General features: G+C 71.4%; 25 protein-coding genes. All 25 read right to left on the bottom strand.

Annotation, left to right across the window (positions count from 1 at the left end; genetic code table 11):
* Positions 1 to 106 precede the first annotated feature (106 nt).
* Positions 107 to 784: an HK97 family phage prohead protease gene (locus ACZ56V_RS13085; protein WP_468941904.1), complete on the bottom strand. Its 678-nt coding sequence runs from the start codon at positions 782 to 784 to the stop codon at positions 107 to 109.
* Positions 781 to 2001, bottom strand: a complete 1221-nt coding sequence (locus ACZ56V_RS13080; protein ID WP_468941901.1) for a phage portal protein — start codon at positions 1999 to 2001, stop codon at positions 781 to 783. Before ACZ56V_RS13080 ends, ACZ56V_RS13085 begins: the two co-directional genes overlap by 4 nt.
* 9 nt (positions 2002 to 2010) lie before the next feature.
* Positions 2011 to 3429 carry a terminase large subunit domain-containing protein gene (locus ACZ56V_RS13075; RefSeq protein ID WP_468941898.1) on the bottom strand — a complete coding sequence of 473 codons (1419 nt, stop codon included), beginning with the start codon at positions 3427 to 3429 and terminating at the stop codon, positions 2011 to 2013.
* A gap of 106 nt (positions 3430 to 3535) precedes the next feature.
* A complete protein-coding gene (locus ACZ56V_RS13070) occupies positions 3536 to 3802 on the bottom strand; it encodes a hypothetical protein (protein ID WP_468941896.1) in 267 nt (88 codons plus the stop codon).
* A gap of 148 nt (positions 3803 to 3950) precedes the next feature.
* On the bottom strand, positions 3951 to 4298 hold the full coding sequence (locus ACZ56V_RS13065) for a hypothetical protein (protein WP_468941893.1): 348 nt from the start codon (positions 4296 to 4298) through the stop codon (positions 3951 to 3953).
* Between the two features lie 26 nt (positions 4299 to 4324).
* Entirely contained in the window at positions 4325 to 4618 is a 294-nt protein-coding gene (locus ACZ56V_RS13060; protein WP_468941890.1) for an HNH endonuclease, read from the bottom strand.
* A 61-nt stretch (positions 4619 to 4679) separates the two neighbouring features.
* Positions 4680 to 5183 carry a hypothetical protein gene (locus tag ACZ56V_RS13055; protein ID WP_468941887.1) on the bottom strand — a complete coding sequence of 168 codons (504 nt, stop codon included), beginning with the start codon at positions 5181 to 5183 and terminating at the stop codon, positions 4680 to 4682.
* 278 nt (positions 5184 to 5461) lie between these two features.
* Positions 5462 to 5662 carry a hypothetical protein gene (locus ACZ56V_RS13050; RefSeq protein WP_468941884.1) on the bottom strand — a complete coding sequence of 67 codons (201 nt, stop codon included), beginning with the start codon at positions 5660 to 5662 and terminating at the stop codon, positions 5462 to 5464.
* Between the two features lie 125 nt (positions 5663 to 5787).
* Entirely contained in the window at positions 5788 to 6165 is a 378-nt protein-coding gene (locus ACZ56V_RS13045) for a hypothetical protein (RefSeq protein ID WP_468941883.1), read from the bottom strand.
* Complete coding sequence (locus ACZ56V_RS13040) at positions 6165 to 6677, bottom strand: hypothetical protein (protein WP_468941880.1); 513 nt, start codon at positions 6675 to 6677, stop codon at positions 6165 to 6167. The genes ACZ56V_RS13045 and ACZ56V_RS13040 overlap by 1 nt, the downstream gene beginning before the upstream one ends.
* 7 nt (positions 6678 to 6684) lie before the next feature.
* Complete coding sequence (locus ACZ56V_RS13035) at positions 6685 to 6831, bottom strand: hypothetical protein (RefSeq protein ID WP_468941878.1); 147 nt, start codon at positions 6829 to 6831, stop codon at positions 6685 to 6687.
* Positions 6828 to 7631, bottom strand: a complete 804-nt coding sequence (locus tag ACZ56V_RS13030; RefSeq protein ID WP_468941875.1) for a hypothetical protein — start codon at positions 7629 to 7631, stop codon at positions 6828 to 6830. Before ACZ56V_RS13030 ends, ACZ56V_RS13035 begins: the two co-directional genes overlap by 4 nt.
* A complete protein-coding gene (locus ACZ56V_RS13025; protein WP_468941873.1) occupies positions 7628 to 8014 on the bottom strand; it encodes a DUF6907 domain-containing protein in 387 nt (128 codons plus the stop codon). Before ACZ56V_RS13025 ends, ACZ56V_RS13030 begins: the two co-directional genes overlap by 4 nt.
* The gene (locus tag ACZ56V_RS13020; RefSeq protein ID WP_468941870.1) at positions 8011 to 8469 is read right to left on the bottom strand and encodes a hypothetical protein; all 459 of its coding nucleotides are present in this window, start codon (positions 8467 to 8469) and stop codon (positions 8011 to 8013) included. Before ACZ56V_RS13020 ends, ACZ56V_RS13025 begins: the two co-directional genes overlap by 4 nt.
* Positions 8466 to 8633, bottom strand: a complete 168-nt coding sequence (locus ACZ56V_RS13015) for a hypothetical protein (RefSeq protein ID WP_468941867.1) — start codon at positions 8631 to 8633, stop codon at positions 8466 to 8468. Before ACZ56V_RS13015 ends, ACZ56V_RS13020 begins: the two co-directional genes overlap by 4 nt.
* Before the next feature lie 105 nt (positions 8634 to 8738).
* A complete protein-coding gene (locus tag ACZ56V_RS13010; protein WP_468941865.1) occupies positions 8739 to 8978 on the bottom strand; it encodes a hypothetical protein in 240 nt (79 codons plus the stop codon).
* Positions 8979 to 9019: 41 nt separating this feature from the next.
* Positions 9020 to 9640: a hypothetical protein gene (locus ACZ56V_RS13005; protein WP_468941862.1), complete on the bottom strand. Its 621-nt coding sequence runs from the start codon at positions 9638 to 9640 to the stop codon at positions 9020 to 9022.
* Positions 9637 to 9930 (bottom strand): hypothetical protein, encoded by a 294-nt coding sequence (locus tag ACZ56V_RS13000; RefSeq protein WP_468941859.1) that lies wholly within the window; start codon positions 9928 to 9930, stop codon positions 9637 to 9639. Before ACZ56V_RS13000 ends, ACZ56V_RS13005 begins: the two co-directional genes overlap by 4 nt.
* Positions 9931 to 10171: 241 nt before the next feature.
* On the bottom strand, positions 10172 to 12052 hold the full coding sequence (locus ACZ56V_RS12995; protein ID WP_468941856.1) for a hypothetical protein: 1881 nt from the start codon (positions 12050 to 12052) through the stop codon (positions 10172 to 10174).
* Positions 12049 to 12675: a bifunctional DNA primase/polymerase gene (locus tag ACZ56V_RS12990; protein WP_468941853.1), complete on the bottom strand. Its 627-nt coding sequence runs from the start codon at positions 12673 to 12675 to the stop codon at positions 12049 to 12051. Before ACZ56V_RS12990 ends, ACZ56V_RS12995 begins: the two co-directional genes overlap by 4 nt.
* Positions 12672 to 12974: a hypothetical protein gene (locus ACZ56V_RS12985; RefSeq protein ID WP_468941851.1), complete on the bottom strand. Its 303-nt coding sequence runs from the start codon at positions 12972 to 12974 to the stop codon at positions 12672 to 12674. Before ACZ56V_RS12985 ends, ACZ56V_RS12990 begins: the two co-directional genes overlap by 4 nt.
* A 98-nt stretch (positions 12975 to 13072) precedes the next feature.
* Positions 13073 to 13507: a hypothetical protein gene (locus tag ACZ56V_RS12980; RefSeq protein WP_468941848.1), complete on the bottom strand. Its 435-nt coding sequence runs from the start codon at positions 13505 to 13507 to the stop codon at positions 13073 to 13075.
* Entirely contained in the window at positions 13504 to 13719 is a 216-nt protein-coding gene (locus tag ACZ56V_RS12975; RefSeq protein ID WP_468941846.1) for a hypothetical protein, read from the bottom strand. Before ACZ56V_RS12975 ends, ACZ56V_RS12980 begins: the two co-directional genes overlap by 4 nt.
* Positions 13716 to 14372 (bottom strand): hypothetical protein, encoded by a 657-nt coding sequence (locus ACZ56V_RS12970; protein WP_468941843.1) that lies wholly within the window; start codon positions 14370 to 14372, stop codon positions 13716 to 13718. The genes ACZ56V_RS12975 and ACZ56V_RS12970 overlap by 4 nt, the downstream gene beginning before the upstream one ends.
* A 139-nt stretch (positions 14373 to 14511) precedes the next feature.
* Positions 14512 to 14703 carry a helix-turn-helix domain-containing protein gene (locus ACZ56V_RS12965; RefSeq protein ID WP_468941840.1) on the bottom strand — a complete coding sequence of 64 codons (192 nt, stop codon included), beginning with the start codon at positions 14701 to 14703 and terminating at the stop codon, positions 14512 to 14514.
* Positions 14704 to 14904 lie beyond the last annotated feature (201 nt).

Here is a 14904-nt window from a genome sequence, read left to right as displayed (position 1 = left end):
GCCCCGTGTCCAGGTCAGACGGCCACCCGAGGCCATGGCGCCGGGTGGGCTCGTGCGCGCAGAGCGCAGGGCAGAGATCCCGCCGGACGGCGGGAAGCGTGAGGGGTCAGCGGGCGAGCGCGATCTCCAGCAGTGCCCGGGCCCGGCTGTTCGGCGGCGCGGCCGCGGGCTGGCGCATGCTCGCCCCGGTGTAGGGGTTGGCGCCGTAGCCGACGATCGCGACGTCGCCGCGGTGGATGTCGTACCGGTTGATCCGGTACTCGGTGTAGTCCGGGGACCACTGGCCCGACTCGATCCGGAAGGCGAAGCTCATCTCGTCGATGAGGCCGGCCTTCAGCTTCGGCGCGATGTACGCCACGTCGTGGTCGGCGGGGTCCAGCGCGGGGGCGTGGACGTGCAGCCCGTTGGCGTCCTCGGTGAGGAACAGGCTGCCGGTGCTGGTGCGGGCCAGACGGCGCAGCTGGTCGTGGCCCAGGACCAGCGGCACGTCCAGGTCGGCGCGGGCCAGGGAGTCGGCGCCGGCGCCTTCGGACACGATCTCCGTGTACGGGCCGAACATGTCCCACATCTCGTAGGCCTGTTCGTACACGGAGGCGTGCCCGCGGAACTCCAGGGTCGCGGCTGCGTCGCCGCTCTCACGGACCTGGACGCCGGACAGGGCCGCGCGGACCGTGGCGCGGGCGCTGGTCTGCTCGGCGCACCGGCGCTGCGAGGGGCGGTCGGCGCGCTGGACGATGTGCTGGGCTCGTTCGGCCGCCGCAGCGGCGAGCGCGGGTGTGGTCATGACGGTGCTCCCGGTACAGCGGTCGTGGGCGGGGTCGGTGCGGTGCGCGAGCCGAACAGCCGGTCGAACTCGGCGAGCTGGTCCTCGGTGAACGGCGGCCGGTCCTCAAGAGCGCGGGCCTCCGACGGGGCGAGCGTGCGCGAGTCGATCTGCGTCTTCAGCGCGGCGGCACGGGCGGCCGGGTCCATACGCAGCAGCGCGTCTGTGTTCAGCTTCACGAAGCGCGGGCCGGATACCAGGCGCCGGCTGAACGCATCCTCGCGGCGGCCCACCGCGGGCCCCAGGTTCATGATGAGGAACTGCAGGTTGCGCTGGCTGATGTTGGCGTAGGTGATGCTCGACCCGGACACCGCGGCGTCGATGAGGTCGCCGGGGCAGCCGAAGAACCGGGCGATGTCGCTGTTGCCGTACTGCTGGGCCTCGATGAACTGGGCCTGCTGCGCCACTGCGGCGACCGGCTTGTACTCCCAGTCCTGGCCGTGGACGAAGACGTCACCGTTGGAGACGGCCGCGCGGAACGCTGCTCGCGCTTCCCCCGCCTGCCTCTTGTCGATCGTCTTCGCGTTGTTCTTCAGCGTGCCCGACGGGACGATGCCCGCGGCGAACCAGTCCCGGGCGAACTGCTGCGCGTTCAGGGACTGCTCGATGGACCAGGCCGCGAACGCGACCGGCGACAGACCGAGCGGCAGACCGGCGACCGTGTACTGCTTCTCGTGCCACACGTCCCACGGCTCGTACTGCTTGCCGTCGATGACGTACTTCGTGATCCGGGCGCCCTTGGCGCGGACGGTGACCGAGCCGAGTTCCACCAGCTCGATCCGGCCGGGCAGCCCCCGCCCGTCCGCACCGATCACCCCGGTCCGCTCGGTGATGATGCCGAAGCAGTTCCCGCCCCGGTCCAGGTCGAACGCGGTGGACCACATCCACTCCTTGATGCCGACCTCAATCCCGCCAGGGGCCACCAGCACGGGCGGCTTGGGCACCTCCACCTGCAGCCCCTGCACCCTCCGATACACGTCGATGGGGAACGACGACACCAGGTCGGCACGCAACCTCAGGCACGCCCACACGGCGGACTGCCGCAGCGCCGTCTCCCTGGTGACGTGCACCCCGCCCTGCCCGGTGCGCTGCTCACGCTGCGCGGCCAGCAGCTCCTCCGGCGTCGTCAGATTCGCGGCTCGCGTGAAGACGCGCCGCACCTTCGACCAGGTGCCCATCGTGCCTCCCTACGCGAACGAGTCGCTGACGTCGTAGTCCTCTTCGACCTGCGGCCCCCGGATGAGCAGCGCCCACCGGGCGAACGTGACCGCGCACAGCGGACTGATGTCGACGAGCGACGCCGTGCGGTCCAACTGCCAGGCATCGCCGTTGCGGCGCGTCCTGGCCCCGTTCACCGCGGCCGTGAGCGGCACTTGGTCCAGGTGCCGGACCGTGCCCTGGTTCATGGCGTCGGCCAGCTGGCCGCACGACTCCGTGATGTCCCCCGCCCGCATCACCGCCAGGTCGCCACGCTGCGGGCGGTCCTTGTCCTTCGGGGACTCGATGCCCGCGGCCGCCAGGTCGTCGATCAGCGAACCGGCCGGCGCACCCGACGAGGCCACCGCCACCGCCACCGGCTTCCACAGGGCGCGCAGCTTCACCAGCGCAGGCACCACCCAGTCCGTGCCCGGCCGTCGGGCCACGACCTCAAGGTGCACCTTGCCGTCCGAGCGCAGCGAGGCCGCCCCGATCGACGTATGCGAGCGGTCCTTGGAAACGTCGACCGCCAGCGCGACCGACATCGGCACAGGCTTGCTGTCGGCGTCGACCAGCCCCGGCCACTTCTCCTTGGGCACGTTCGGATCCGTCGGCGGGGTCGGCTTGCGGGTCCGGTTGAGGTAGGCCCGGTCGAACTCGGCCGGGTCCATCTTCTCCAGCTCGGCCGCGATGATCTCCTCGGTCACCGTGTAGCCGAGCGCGGGCAGCGTCGCCCGCCACGTCGCCGGGTCGTCACGCGGCATGTCCTCCGGTGCGAACCACTCGAAGTAGGCGGTCCGCGGACGTACCGCCCCTGGGTCCTCGGCGAGCGCCTCCCACAGCGCCTCGATCAGCGCACGCCCGTTCTCCCGCTTCTTGTTCAGCCACACGCTCTTGGTCGTGCCGCCCGCAGACGCCCACCACAACTGAGCCATGGCCCGCGTCAGCATCGCCGGGGAGAACGCCTGCTCCAGCCGGTCATCCTCGTGGGCGAACGCCTCGTCGATGAACCCGAGATCCAGCGGCGGGCCGTGGCCGGCCTTCTCCGTGTTCGCCGTGATGCCCATCCGCGAGCGCTTGCCCGGGAACATGATCGCTTCGTTGCCGTTGCTCTTGCGGATCCGGGCGTACTTGGCGAGGTCGGAGCTGGAGATCTTCTCCCAGAACTCATCCTCCCAGCGCTGCCGGGCCATGCCCCGGGTCTGCGCCGCGTAGACGATGTTCTGCCGCTTCCACGCCATCGCCCGGTGGACCTGCGCCCCCAGCGTCAGTTCGGTTTTGCCCTGCTGCCGGGAGACGGACAGCCCGACCTCGCGGTGGGCGAACAGCCCGGTGTCCGGGTCCAGCTCCAGGGCCACGTCGCTGACGTACTTCTGCCAGGGCATCGGCGGGGCGCCGAGCTTCGTCATGACCTTCCACAGCTTCGGCCCGAGCGAGGGCCGGTCCGGGTGCCGTGGCGTGCCCCAGCGTGGCGGACACTCCAGCCCGTACCGCTCGAGCAGATCCTCGGCGAAGCTACTCGGGGGAGCCCAAGTCTCCGAGGTCGTCGTCATCGTCAGCGGCCCGCCCCTCCAGCAACTGGGCGAGCGTCTGTCGCAGCTCGCGGTTCAACGAGGGGAGCTGCTTGCCGTCCTCCCCGCCGCCGGCGTCGATCTCCCGGGCCAGGGCGAAGGCCATCTCGGACAGGGACGGCTCCACGCCGACCAGGTCCCCGAGCTGCTCCACGTCGTCGCGGACGGTGCGCTCCACGGGGCCCGGGTCGCGCTTCGGCTGCCTCGCCATGACGCCCCCTTCCATGATCATCCGACGGTGATCACGCCGGGGGGAGAAAAATGGCAGGGGGGCGCGGGGTTGCGATATGTCCGATTTCAAAAACTCGGAACGATCTCAGATCAGATCGACTTCGATCACGCCTCTGGCCTGCGTGTTCTCACATGCCCGCGAGCCTGGCCACCTCGGCCATCGGGACCTCGACGTACTCGGGCGTGAGCGTGGGCTTAGGCGCTCTGCCGTGCCAGACCTCGGTGGCGTCCTGGCCGGCGACTGTGTCGACGCGGATGGGGTTGTGGCTGGTCTCGATGTCCACGACGGTGACGGCCTGATCGAGGACGGGCAGTAGGTAGCGGCGCACCAGGGCAGTGAGGGGGAAGTCCACGGCGTTGTAGTCGATGCCGTGGGCCTCGCAGTAGTCCAACCAGTCGTCGGGGTCGGCGCCGTCGTTGAAGCCCCACTTCGACAGCAGGTCGGCGCTGAACAGGGTGAGGGTCTCCCCCGGCATTCCCACCACCTCCCTCGTTGTCGAGCCTACGGTCCGGCGAACCAGTCGACGCTGGTGTGGAGCTGGACGACGGCAGCGAGGGGCTTGTCGCCCTTCTCGTTGTTGCACTTGCGGAGGCAGACGGGGCAGCCGTGGTTGCCGTGGATGGGCGCCAGGTTGTCGGGGTCCTTGCGGGCGCCGCCCTTGCTGACGGGCTGGATGTGGTCGACGGCGGTGGCGTGGCCGTGGCCGCAGACGATGCACACGTCTGACTCGGCGAGGACCTGGGCGCGGAGCTTGCGGAACTCGTAGCTGACCAGCTCGCTGCGGTCCGTGGCCACGCGCACCTCCTGACATGCCGGAGGCCCCGCCGGCGGGCAGGGCCTCGGGTGTTTGTGGCGGCTATTGCTGCACGGTGCCGTCCAGCGCCTTGGCGATCGTCGGGGCGATGCGCTTGCTGGAGTCGCGTGCGCCCTCGGCCTTGGTGGGGAGGCTGACTGCCCAGGAGTCGTTGGTGACGGCGACGCCACCGAACTGCTTGGACAGCGGGATCCACGCTGCCAGGGCCTCGGGGTTGGGGAAGAGGTTGATCAGTGTCTCGCCGCCGTCGTGGTTCTGGTCGGTGACGGTGAGCTTGTACGACTTGCCGCCGACCTCGGTGATGTACGAGGCGCCCTTGTCTTCCTCGGGCTGGGTGACGGTCAGGCCGGCGGCCTTGAGCGCGTCGGCGATGTCCTGTGCGGTCTCGTAGTGCCGGGCGCCTGCGGGCGCTGCGCTGGCGGTTGCGGCGGCCGGGTTGCTCGCCGCCGTGGTGGCCTCGGGCTCACTGTCGTCGCTGCTGCTGCACGCGGTGAGCGTGAGGGCGAGGGCGGCGAGTACGGCGGCGGTCGTGGTGCGGGCGTGCATGGTCCCCCCAGGGGTGGCTGGTGCTGGCGGGGCCATCATCAGGCATGTGGAGGTGCCGTGTTGCTCGCGTGGTCGTCCTGTGACGTTGGGGTCCGCGCGGGGCGCAGCGCCAGCAGCAAACCCGCTCGTGTGAGCGATGGGGTTACCCCGCGCGGACGTGTAGACACGGCGAAGCCCCGGGGGCCTGGCGGCCGTTCCGGGGCTTCGTCGTGTGTCTGTGGGTGCCGGTTGAGGGCACAGTTGTACACCCGGATCGTCACACAGTCTCTGACCAGCGGTCAAGCAACCCTGCGTGCACGGCGTTCAGCGACGAGCGCGGCGACGTCCTCGGCGCGGAACCAGGGCTGTCGTTCGGTGCCGCCGACGCGCTTCAACCGGCCGCGGTAGACGAGGTTGCGGACGGCGCCGGGGCTGGTGTCGAGGGCGCGGGCGACGTCGCGGGTGCCGTAGTAGCCGGGCGGGGTGTACGCGGTGTCCATGCGTCCATGATGCGGCGGGCCCCGCCGGGCATCGTGCCGGGCGGGGCTCGCGGGCGGTCAGCCCTTCGGGTGGCCGCACCCTTCGGTCCACCAGCCGCACGTCGGGCAGTACTCGTGCACGCGGATCAGGAAGCGTCGGAGCATCGGTCGCTCACCTCCCCGACGGCGTTCGGGTCGGTGGTGTGCACGATCTCGGGGAAGATCAAGTACCCCTCCCCCGGGGTACGGCGGACCTCCCGTGCACGGTCCCCTTCAACTGCGTAAACGTCGCCGAGGGGGGCCTCGGAGGGCGGTGGGGGAGTGGCGGACGAATCGGACACCGGGCGGGACACGGCCCACCAGGTGGCCACGAAGCATGCGGCGACGGTGACGAGGATCCCGGCCGTCTCGGAGACGGCGAAGACGACCGCGAGGACGGCTGCGCCGAGGGCCACCAGGACCACGGCGCCGGCGAGCACGCTGCGCTCCTCGGGCTGCTCGGCGGCCTGCTTGCGGCGCCCCATCACAGCCGCCCGTAGGTGTTGTCGCCGAGCCAGTTCGCGGCCGTCGCCAGCGGGACTGCGGCGAACCCGGCGACGCCGGCTGATGTGCCGAGGGTGATGCCGCACCAGGCGCCGCGCTTCATCACGCCCGAGTTGGCATCGCTCGCCTTCTTCACGGCGGCGACGAACACGGCGGTGAGGATCAGGACCAGGCAGGCCCCGGGCCCAGAGAGCGGGACGAAGGTCTCGCGGGCGGCGAGCTGGCCGGGCTGCTCGCCGACGCCCCAGACGAGGGCGGCGTCGCCGAGCCAGTTGGACAGGCCAAGGACGGCGCTGGACGCGGTGCCGATGAGCCCGGCGACACCGAGGGTGGTCAGGCAGCCGTAGCACCAGGAGAGCAGGAACGGCAGCAGCCGGGACGCGTATTTGATCGGGTCCTTCGTCAGCTGCTTGCGGCCGGGCCACCAGGTCACGACCTCATAGCCGAGGATGCACAGGCCGACGGTCACGCCGCCGTAGGTCACGTAGTTCATGGGGGCCTCAGTGGAGGATGGCCACGGCGAGCGCGGCGAAGGTGAGCACGAGGGCGCAGGTGCCGGTGACCGGCGGGACGGCGCGCGGGGCGACCGCGGCGAGCACGACCAGGGCCGCGAGGGCGGCGAGCGCGTAGAGGACGGCGAGGATCACGTGTCCTCCCGGGCGGCCCGCAGCAGGCGCCGGCCGTAGCCGTCGCTCACGTCCAGGCGCTGGCCGATCTCGGTTCCAGTGAGTTCCGGTTCGGTCTCCAGCCAGTGCCGGACGGTGGCGACGCGGGCGGCGAAGGTGGTGTTGCTGCTGTCGACGGTCTCGATGTCGTCGGCGCCGGTTCCGGTCGGCGGAACCACGGGCGGAACTGGTTCCGGCTTCGGTTCCGTCGACGGCTCGAAACCGTTGGGCAGGGTGGCGAACCACTGGGAGAGCGGCACGTCAGGGCTGGTTCCGTCCCCGGTTCCGCTGGTTCCGCCCGCGAGTTCCGCGACGGGTGTCCAGGGGCCGAGGACGGGCCCGACCGGTGCGGCGTCGACCGGTTCGGGCGCCCGCTCGACGGTGATCGGTTCCGCCGGTTCCGGCGCCGGTTCCGCGACGGCCGGAACTGGTTCCGCCTCGACGACCGGCGCCGGTTCCGCATGTTGCTCGGACAGCCGGTGCACGCGCCACAGCACGAGCGGGGCGACCGCTGAGACGGCGACGACGAGGGGCACGGAGACGGGCAGGAGGCCGACCTCGACGAGGTGCGACGCGGCGTTGACCGCGATCAGCGTCGCCACGACGGCGAGGACGTCCCGGCGGGCCCGGAGTGCGGCGAGCGCGTATACGTCCAGGGCCGCGGGCACGCCGGCCGCGACGTAGGTTCCGAAGCCGCATGCGACGGCCAGCTGGTACTCGGCGGAGGCGAGGACGACGAGGACCGCGGCGAGCGCGGCCCACAGCAGCGGGTCACGCTTCACCGGCCCTCCTCCGCGAGGACCTCGGCCAGCTCGTCGGCCAGGTCCCGCAGCCGGTCGGCGTGCGTCTCCAGCGCGGCGGCCAGCTCGTGCACCTCGGCGGGCGTGAGCGTGCGGGCGAGGCCGCTCTGCTCGACGTAGAGGCCGATACCGCGGTGCTGGGGGCGGGTGGAGTACGGGGCCTGGGTCAGCTGGGCCATCCACAGGGTCTCGCCGTGGAAGTTGAGGTGGTGCTCGGGGCCTGCGTGGGAGATGTCGACGTGCCAGTGGGCGGGTGCTTCGTCGGAGTCGATGGGCGGGTGGCCGGCGCACCAGTCGGGTTCGCTGATCTCCAGCGGCTGGACGGTGAGCAGGTTGACGGTGGCGGTGCGGGGCTCGGTGCTCACTGGCCACCGCCGAGCGTGCGGTAGTCGAAGCGGTCGCCGCAGCGGTGGTCTACCGGCGTGCCCGCGCAGGTGTATGCGGTGAAGCCCGACAGCCAGTCGGTTCGCGCGTCGGTGGCGTGGGCGTCGCAGGCGTAGACGGCGAGGTCGAGGTTGCCGTGGGCGAGGCCGTCGCGGGCGCTGTAGCCCTCGACGCAGACGGTGGCCGTGGCGCCGCAGCCGGGCCCGTTGGGGGCGGCGGTGACGGCGGGCGGCTCGTCGGCGGGCAGCGGGGCCGTCGGCTCGGCGCCGAGAGCGCGGAGCAGCAGGCGCAGGCTTTCGCGGAGCGACAGGACCTGGTCGCTGTCGAGGAGCCGCTGCGCGACGCTCACGGCGACCTCGAGGTCGGTGGGTTCGCGGAGCTGGTCGCGGACGGCGGCCGCGGCGGCACCGTAGAGGGGCTCGCGGATGTCGCTCATCGGGCACCGCCGTTCTTGGCGATGCTGCCGGTAACGCCGACCGCGGTGACGCGCACGGTGAGGGTGCGGCCCGGGCTGCGGCGGATGATGCCCGCGGCGACGAGGCGCCGGGCCGGGCAGAGGGGCGTAGGCCGAGGTTGGTCGGCCGACATAACATTCGGCATAGCCGATGCCTCCTGGTGCAGTCAGGAAGTGCTCGGTAGAGGGTCGGGCGGTGCGATCGCCCCGGGTGCGCCAACACCTGGGAGCTGCTGTCCGGCCCTCGCTGTCTATTCGGTTGTTGCGGTGCCCTCAGTCGGGCGCCTGTGCTGGTAGCGCTTGATCGCTTGGTCCACTGCTTGCCAGCTGCGGCCCAGCTCTCGGGCAACCTCTGCTCGGGAGCCGAGTTCTTCCACTCCTTCGAGCAGGGCCTCGGCTCGTCGTGCGGCGGCGTCGGATGCGGCTTGGTTGAGCTGCGCCAACAGCTCTTCCTCGTCGCGGACCCGGTCCCGCCAGGGCTTCGGTTCCATCGAGCCGACTCTATCCAACACGGGGGTTGGATTCAAGAGGGTCACGCCGCTTCCTTGGGCTGGAAGTGCAGCAGCGTCAGCCAGTCCTGCTCCGACTCGTACCGGTAGCCGCACCACCGGCACGCCACCCGGGACTGCCCGGGCAGCCGGGAGATCACGGCTCCGCACACCGCGCCCTCGCCGTCGACCGCCACGCAGGTACCCAGCCGCTGCGGGCGAGGCGCCGGGTCGCCGACGATTGACCGCGCGGCCAGCTCCAGCTCCCGCACCTCCCGCGCCAGCTCACCGGCCGCCGGGTAGTGCTCGACGATCCACTCCATCTCCATGGCCAGCCACCGGCAGTCCGCGGCGAGACCGGCCGGGGCGGGCGCCCCGTGGTGCGGCCAGCGGACGCGCTGCACGTCCACCCGCCAGAGGTGGGTCACCTCGGCGGCCCGGGCGGTGTTCACCTCGTCGAGGACGGACTCGTCGAGCGGCGACCGCGGGCCGGCGGTGCCCGCCGTGACGAACTCGGCGGGCCCGGACCGGCGCGGTACGAGGCACTCGGCGACCTCGTCGTACACCTTGGGCAGTTCGGCCAGCCGCGCGGCGAGCTGCTCGGCGTGGCGGCCGCACAGGTACCGGCCGCCCGTCGCCTCCCCGCATACCTCGCACTCGGTCACAGCAGGCCGTCCCGGCGGGCGGCGTCCTCGACGCGGTCGGTGGCGTCCCACAGCTTCAGCTCGAAGTCCCGCACGGACGCTTCGAGCAGCTCGGCCGGGTGCGGCTGGTCGAGGCGGTACTGGCGGAAGCTGCTCAGGAAGCGGTCGCCGGCCAGCCGCTTCAGCGTGGCCTCGGCCCGGGCAGCGCCGCGGTGGGCGTCCTGAGCGCCCCAGTAGGCGTGCAGGAGGTTCATGGACTGGGCGCCGAACGCCAGGCCAACGACCAGCATCACGGTCTCGGTGAGTGTCACGACCTTCTCCTAGGAAGTGGTGTGGGACCAGGGGGACAAGGGGGGACAGGGGGGACGGGTTTTGTCCCCCCTCCCTCGCGCGCTATGCGAGTCCTCTAGTTTTTGATCTTGATCTCTTATTGGTGCAGGTCAGACGCTTGCTTGCGTGTGCAATAGTTTTGATACCGAACTAAATTCGACGCTCCGAGAGGGAGAGAGGGGGACAAAACCTGTCCCCTGTCCCCCCCTTGTCCCCCCCCGCTCACGACGGGGGGACAGGCCCCGGAGCGAACTTCCCGTCCGCCTCCACGAGCCACTCCCGCAGCAGCGCGTAGGCGTAGGCATCGGCCAGGAGACGCTTCTCCCGGCCAGCCACCCGCTTTCTCAGCTCCGACCGCGGCAACGGTCCCTTCGCGTGCACGTGCGCCGAGATCCGGAGCGCCACCTTCTCGGTCGCCCGATCCGTCCGCCGCTCCTCGGCGAGCTGCTTCGCGTGGTCGACGCGCACCTCTTCCTCGATGCGTGCCGTGGTCCGCTTCTCCTGCTCGGCCCGTCGCTGCGCCGCGCTGTGCGCCAGCACAGCGTCCCGGGTGGCGCACGACGCCTCCCACAGCAGCAGCGCCAGCCTCCAGTCCTCCGGGGTCACGTGCCGCCGCCCGGCGAGGATGGCCAGCAGGGAGGCGAGCTTGACCCGCATGACCGGGGCCTGCGAGTCGAGAGGGTTCTGGTCGGAGACATCGACCTCGCCCCGGACCTTGGCGAGGTCGGCGGCGCGCAGTTCGGCCTTGATGGACTCGTCGAAGGAGACGAGGACGAACCGGCTCGCTTCGTCGCCGGGCGCCACGGTGGCCGCGTTCCGCCAGGCGTGTAGCTCGCCGGGCCACGGCGGCTGGTGGTCCGGGATCGACGGGTCGATGACCTGCGCCCACACGAACCGCTGTGGTGTGCCCTCGGCGACCTCCTCGAAGAGCGGGGCCGCGGTCTCGGGCTGGAAGCCAACGAGCAGCCCCATGCTGTACGAGCCGCTGGGGATGTACCGGCTGGTGTCCTTGCTGGCGTTGGTCTGCCCGAGGGTCTGACCGACGGCCGCGCTGCGGAGAGTCTCGCCGAGAGTGGAGCCGGAGCGCTCGCGCATCAGGCGGGTGATCGTGGCGCCCTCGTCGACGTAGAAGAAGGCGTTGTGCCGGACCTGCTTCCGCACGGTCACGGTGACGGGCGTGTCGGTCCCGCCGCGCCCTTTCCGGGTCTCTCCGGTCTCCTCCTCGACAATGCCCATGAACACCTCGGCCAGGCCCTCGCCGGAGCCGATCGGCAGGCCGTCGCGGAAGTCGAGTTCGGGCGGCGCGGGCAGGAGCCGGTCGGCGACCTCGACACCGGTGGACTTGCCGATGCCGGACGGGCCGACGACAGCTCCGAACAGGTTCAGGGAGGCGTACCCGGCGATGCCGGTGTCGGCACGAATCCGGTGCGACACCAGGGAGGACAGCCGGACCAGGGTGGACAGCAGAGCGACGTCGCCGGAGCGGCTACGGGAGTGTCCAGCCTGCCGGATGTGCTGCAGCTCGGCGCGCGCTGCGTAGACCTCCTCCGGTACCAGGCCCGGCGTGGAGCCCGGCTCGTCTTCGGCCGGCGGTTCGGCGCCGAGCCCTTCGAGGGGCTCTTCGTCCGGCTTGGCGAGGTCGCTCTCCAGGTCGTGCCAGTCGATGCCCTCGGCGTCGGCGACCAGGTCCCGGAAGCTGTCGGCGTCGCTGCGCCGGGAGACCGGCGGCCACGGATGCCGAGGGCTGGCGGCACCGGCGCGCAGGCCGGAGTCGATGCTGGGCCGGGCCCGGCCCTCGGGGTGGTTCCCGGCGAGGGCCGCGGACAGCAGCATCTCGCGCGCCTCGTCCTCGCCGATCGCTCCGGCGCCAACCAGGGTGCCCACGTTGAACGCGGCCCGGTTGATCGTGTTGTTCTGGTCGCCGTCCGGGGCGCCGACGATGCTGTCGCACTCGTCCTGGAGCGCCTTCTGCGTGTAGGAGTCGATGCGGTCGGAGAACACGCGGTACGAGCCGCGCGCGGCCGTGCGGGACGCAGGCGCCTGCGCCCCGAGCTTGGCGAGGGCCGCGTCGACGCCCTGCTTGATCTCCTCCGAGGTCGTCACGCTGCCCTCCGAACCTGCGGGGTCAACGGGACGGGCCAGCCGACGTCGGGCTGGAGAAAGCGGCCATCACCGGACCACCGGTACCGGCCGCCGCTGGCGTGCACGGACGGCGCCAGCAGGATGTAGCCGTTGTGCTTGACGTCGAGGCCGGGCCCGAGCGTGCCGGGCAGCGCGACGCCGGGGGTGCGGTAGACGATGTGGAGTCCGCCGCCGCCCGTGATCTGCATGACGGTGCCCGGCAGGACCCCGACGCGCTGTTCGAGGACTGCGAAGGACTTGTCGCCGCCGTGACGCGGGTCGATGTCGAGGACGGCCCAGCCGTTCAGCGCGCACGGGGCGCCGACGTTGGCGTCGGGCTGCTCGGCCCACCACTGCTTGATCAGCGTCGGGTCGGTGGTCGCCGCGTGAAAGCCGTGGCAGGTCCGCGCAGTGCACCGGCAGTCTTCGGGCCGGTGCGTGATGTAGAGGGGGTTCGGCCGCGTGGCCGTGGGTGGCCTGCACCGCGCGCAGTTGGCGAACGGCGCCTTGTCGGGGCGGACCCGGAAGACGCGGATGCCAGCGGCGGCGTAGGCCAGGGCGGCGGACGGAAGGTCCGTCGGGACGTCCACCAGGAGGTTGGTCACCGGGTCACCGCCGGGAAGTAGTAGACGCCGGTCGGGCGGCCGACGCAGCGCGACGGGCGGGGGCAGAAGCGCGGCGCCGCGGCGAGCCCGGCGGCGTGGACGTGCTGGTGGTCGCAGAACGGGCAGTCGACGACGAGGAGCGCGCGCGGCTCGCCGTCCTCGAACTGCGTGTCGCAGTACGCGACGAGGCGGGCCGCGGCGGCGGCCATGCCCAGAGCGACCGGGGGCGGCTGGATCTTCGCCTCGGTCTGCTCGATGTCCTCCCCGAACAGCGGGAGGACGCTGGTGGTGCTGTTCACGAACTGCTCTCTTCTACGAGCGGGGCCGGTGGGGTTCGTGAGTGCGCGTGCGGCCCCGGGCCAGGGGGAGTGGCCCGGGGCCGCAGTGCGCTCCCCGGTCAGCCGGTTCGTGTCCGGTTGAGCAGCTGCGCGTGGTCGGCGGCGTAGTACCGCATGTACTGCTGTGCCTCGGTGGCGACGTAGGCCCACCGGGTCCCGGCCGGGACGTGGATCTCGACCTCGCGGGCGGCAAGGAAGAAGGCGGAGGCGATCAGGCTGCCGAGGCCCGTGCCGACGCGGAGGGCGTCCTTGCCGAGGCGCACGATCGCGGTGTGGCAGTCGGTGGAGTACCGGGTCTGCTCGTACAGGTCGCGGGAGACCTGGGCGTGGGTGTCGTATCGGCCGGTGAGGTCGACGGTGACGACGAGGCGGACCTCGGCGACCGGGACCTCGACGGGCGGCCCCTGCGGGGGCTGCGGGGTGTCGTCCGGAACTGCGGCGACGGGGGCGGGGCTGAGGCCGGCGGGCCACTCGCCGGGGCGCCGTTCGGTCATGCTGCCCTCCGTGCCTCGGGCTGGGTGAAGGCGGTGCGGATGATGGCACGCTGCTCGTCAGAGAGCGGCGGCGCGGCCGACACGATGCGGTCGATGCGCGCCCAGTAGGCGGCGTTCCGCTCGGGGTCCTCGAAGCGGACTGGGCGGTCGGCGCGGGCCGGGCGGCCGGAGGAGCTCCCCCCGGCCGCCAGCACCTTGGTCGCGGCGGTCACGCGCGTGCCTCGTCGATCGCCTTGATCCGGCGGTTCAGCGCCTTGCGCTTGCGCTCCGATTCCTCGGCGTCCAACTCGAAGTCGTCGGCGGCGATCTCGTCCGCGCGGTCACACAGGGCTTCCAGCCGGTCGGCGAAGCCCCGCATCACCGGGACGATCTCCCGCGCCTTGGCCGGGCTCATCTCACCGGTGCTCGTGCCGTGGGAGACCCACATCTCGGTGAACCGTCCGTCGGCCTGGCCGCCGGGGACGAGCTTGCCGTCGGCCTTCACCGGCGGCCGGGTCCGCCAGTCCATGACGACGATCTCGGCGGCGAACAGGGGGGTCTGCGCGTTCTCGGCCTCGCTGAAGACGCTATTGACGTTGCGCATCTGCGTCTCGACGGGCGCGGTGCGGTAGGCGCCGAAGCTGTTGTCGTAGGTGAGGGTCGTCTCTGCCCCGGTGAGCAAGGCTCGGCGGCGCAGGGCGGCGATGGCGTCCTGCGCGATCTGCGTGGCCAGCTCAGGCGTGTAGTGCCCGGGGAGCACCGCCTGCATGGCGACGGTGACCGCATCGGGAAGGGCTTCGATGACGCGCGCCAGGTCGACGCGGGCGCCCTTGCGCTGGTCAGGTTGGGTCGACGTCGCCGTTGACGTCGGTACGATGTGCAGCATGAGCGTCTCGTTTCTTACTTAGCGGTAGGTGCGGATTGCTCGACAGAGGCGGCCGGCTGGACCCCGGCCGCTTCGTCGTTCCTGCGGCAGCCGTCCCGACTGGACCTCGGGGCGGCTACCAGGCTGGTGGTCACGTTCGTCACGCCTGGTGCTCACGCTCGGTGAGCCATGCATCGACGGTTGAGCGGCGGTAGACGATGTCCCGCCCAAGGCGGAAACCAGCGGGACCGACCTTGCGGTACCGCCAGCCGCGCACAGTGGCGACGGGCTTCCGAAGGTAAGTGGCCAGCTCCTTGGTTGTGAGCAGGTCGGCCTCTTGCTGAACAGGCATTTCTCCTCCTTGGCCACCTCCTTGGCACCATCAACCAAGGAAGGTAAGACACAACGTTATGAGTAACGTTGGGTCCTGTCAACAACGAGAGTCACAACGCTGCGCCCCCGGGTCAACGGTACTCGCAACGTTGTCCCTCCTCCGTCTTGCGCGATGGCCACAACGGCGACGATGCTTGTGAGTAACGTTGGGCAGCGTTGC

The sequence above is a fragment of the Streptomyces sp. NPDC034099 genome, from assembly GCF_055575415.1.
This window is presented reverse-complemented; position numbering and strand designations above follow the sequence as displayed.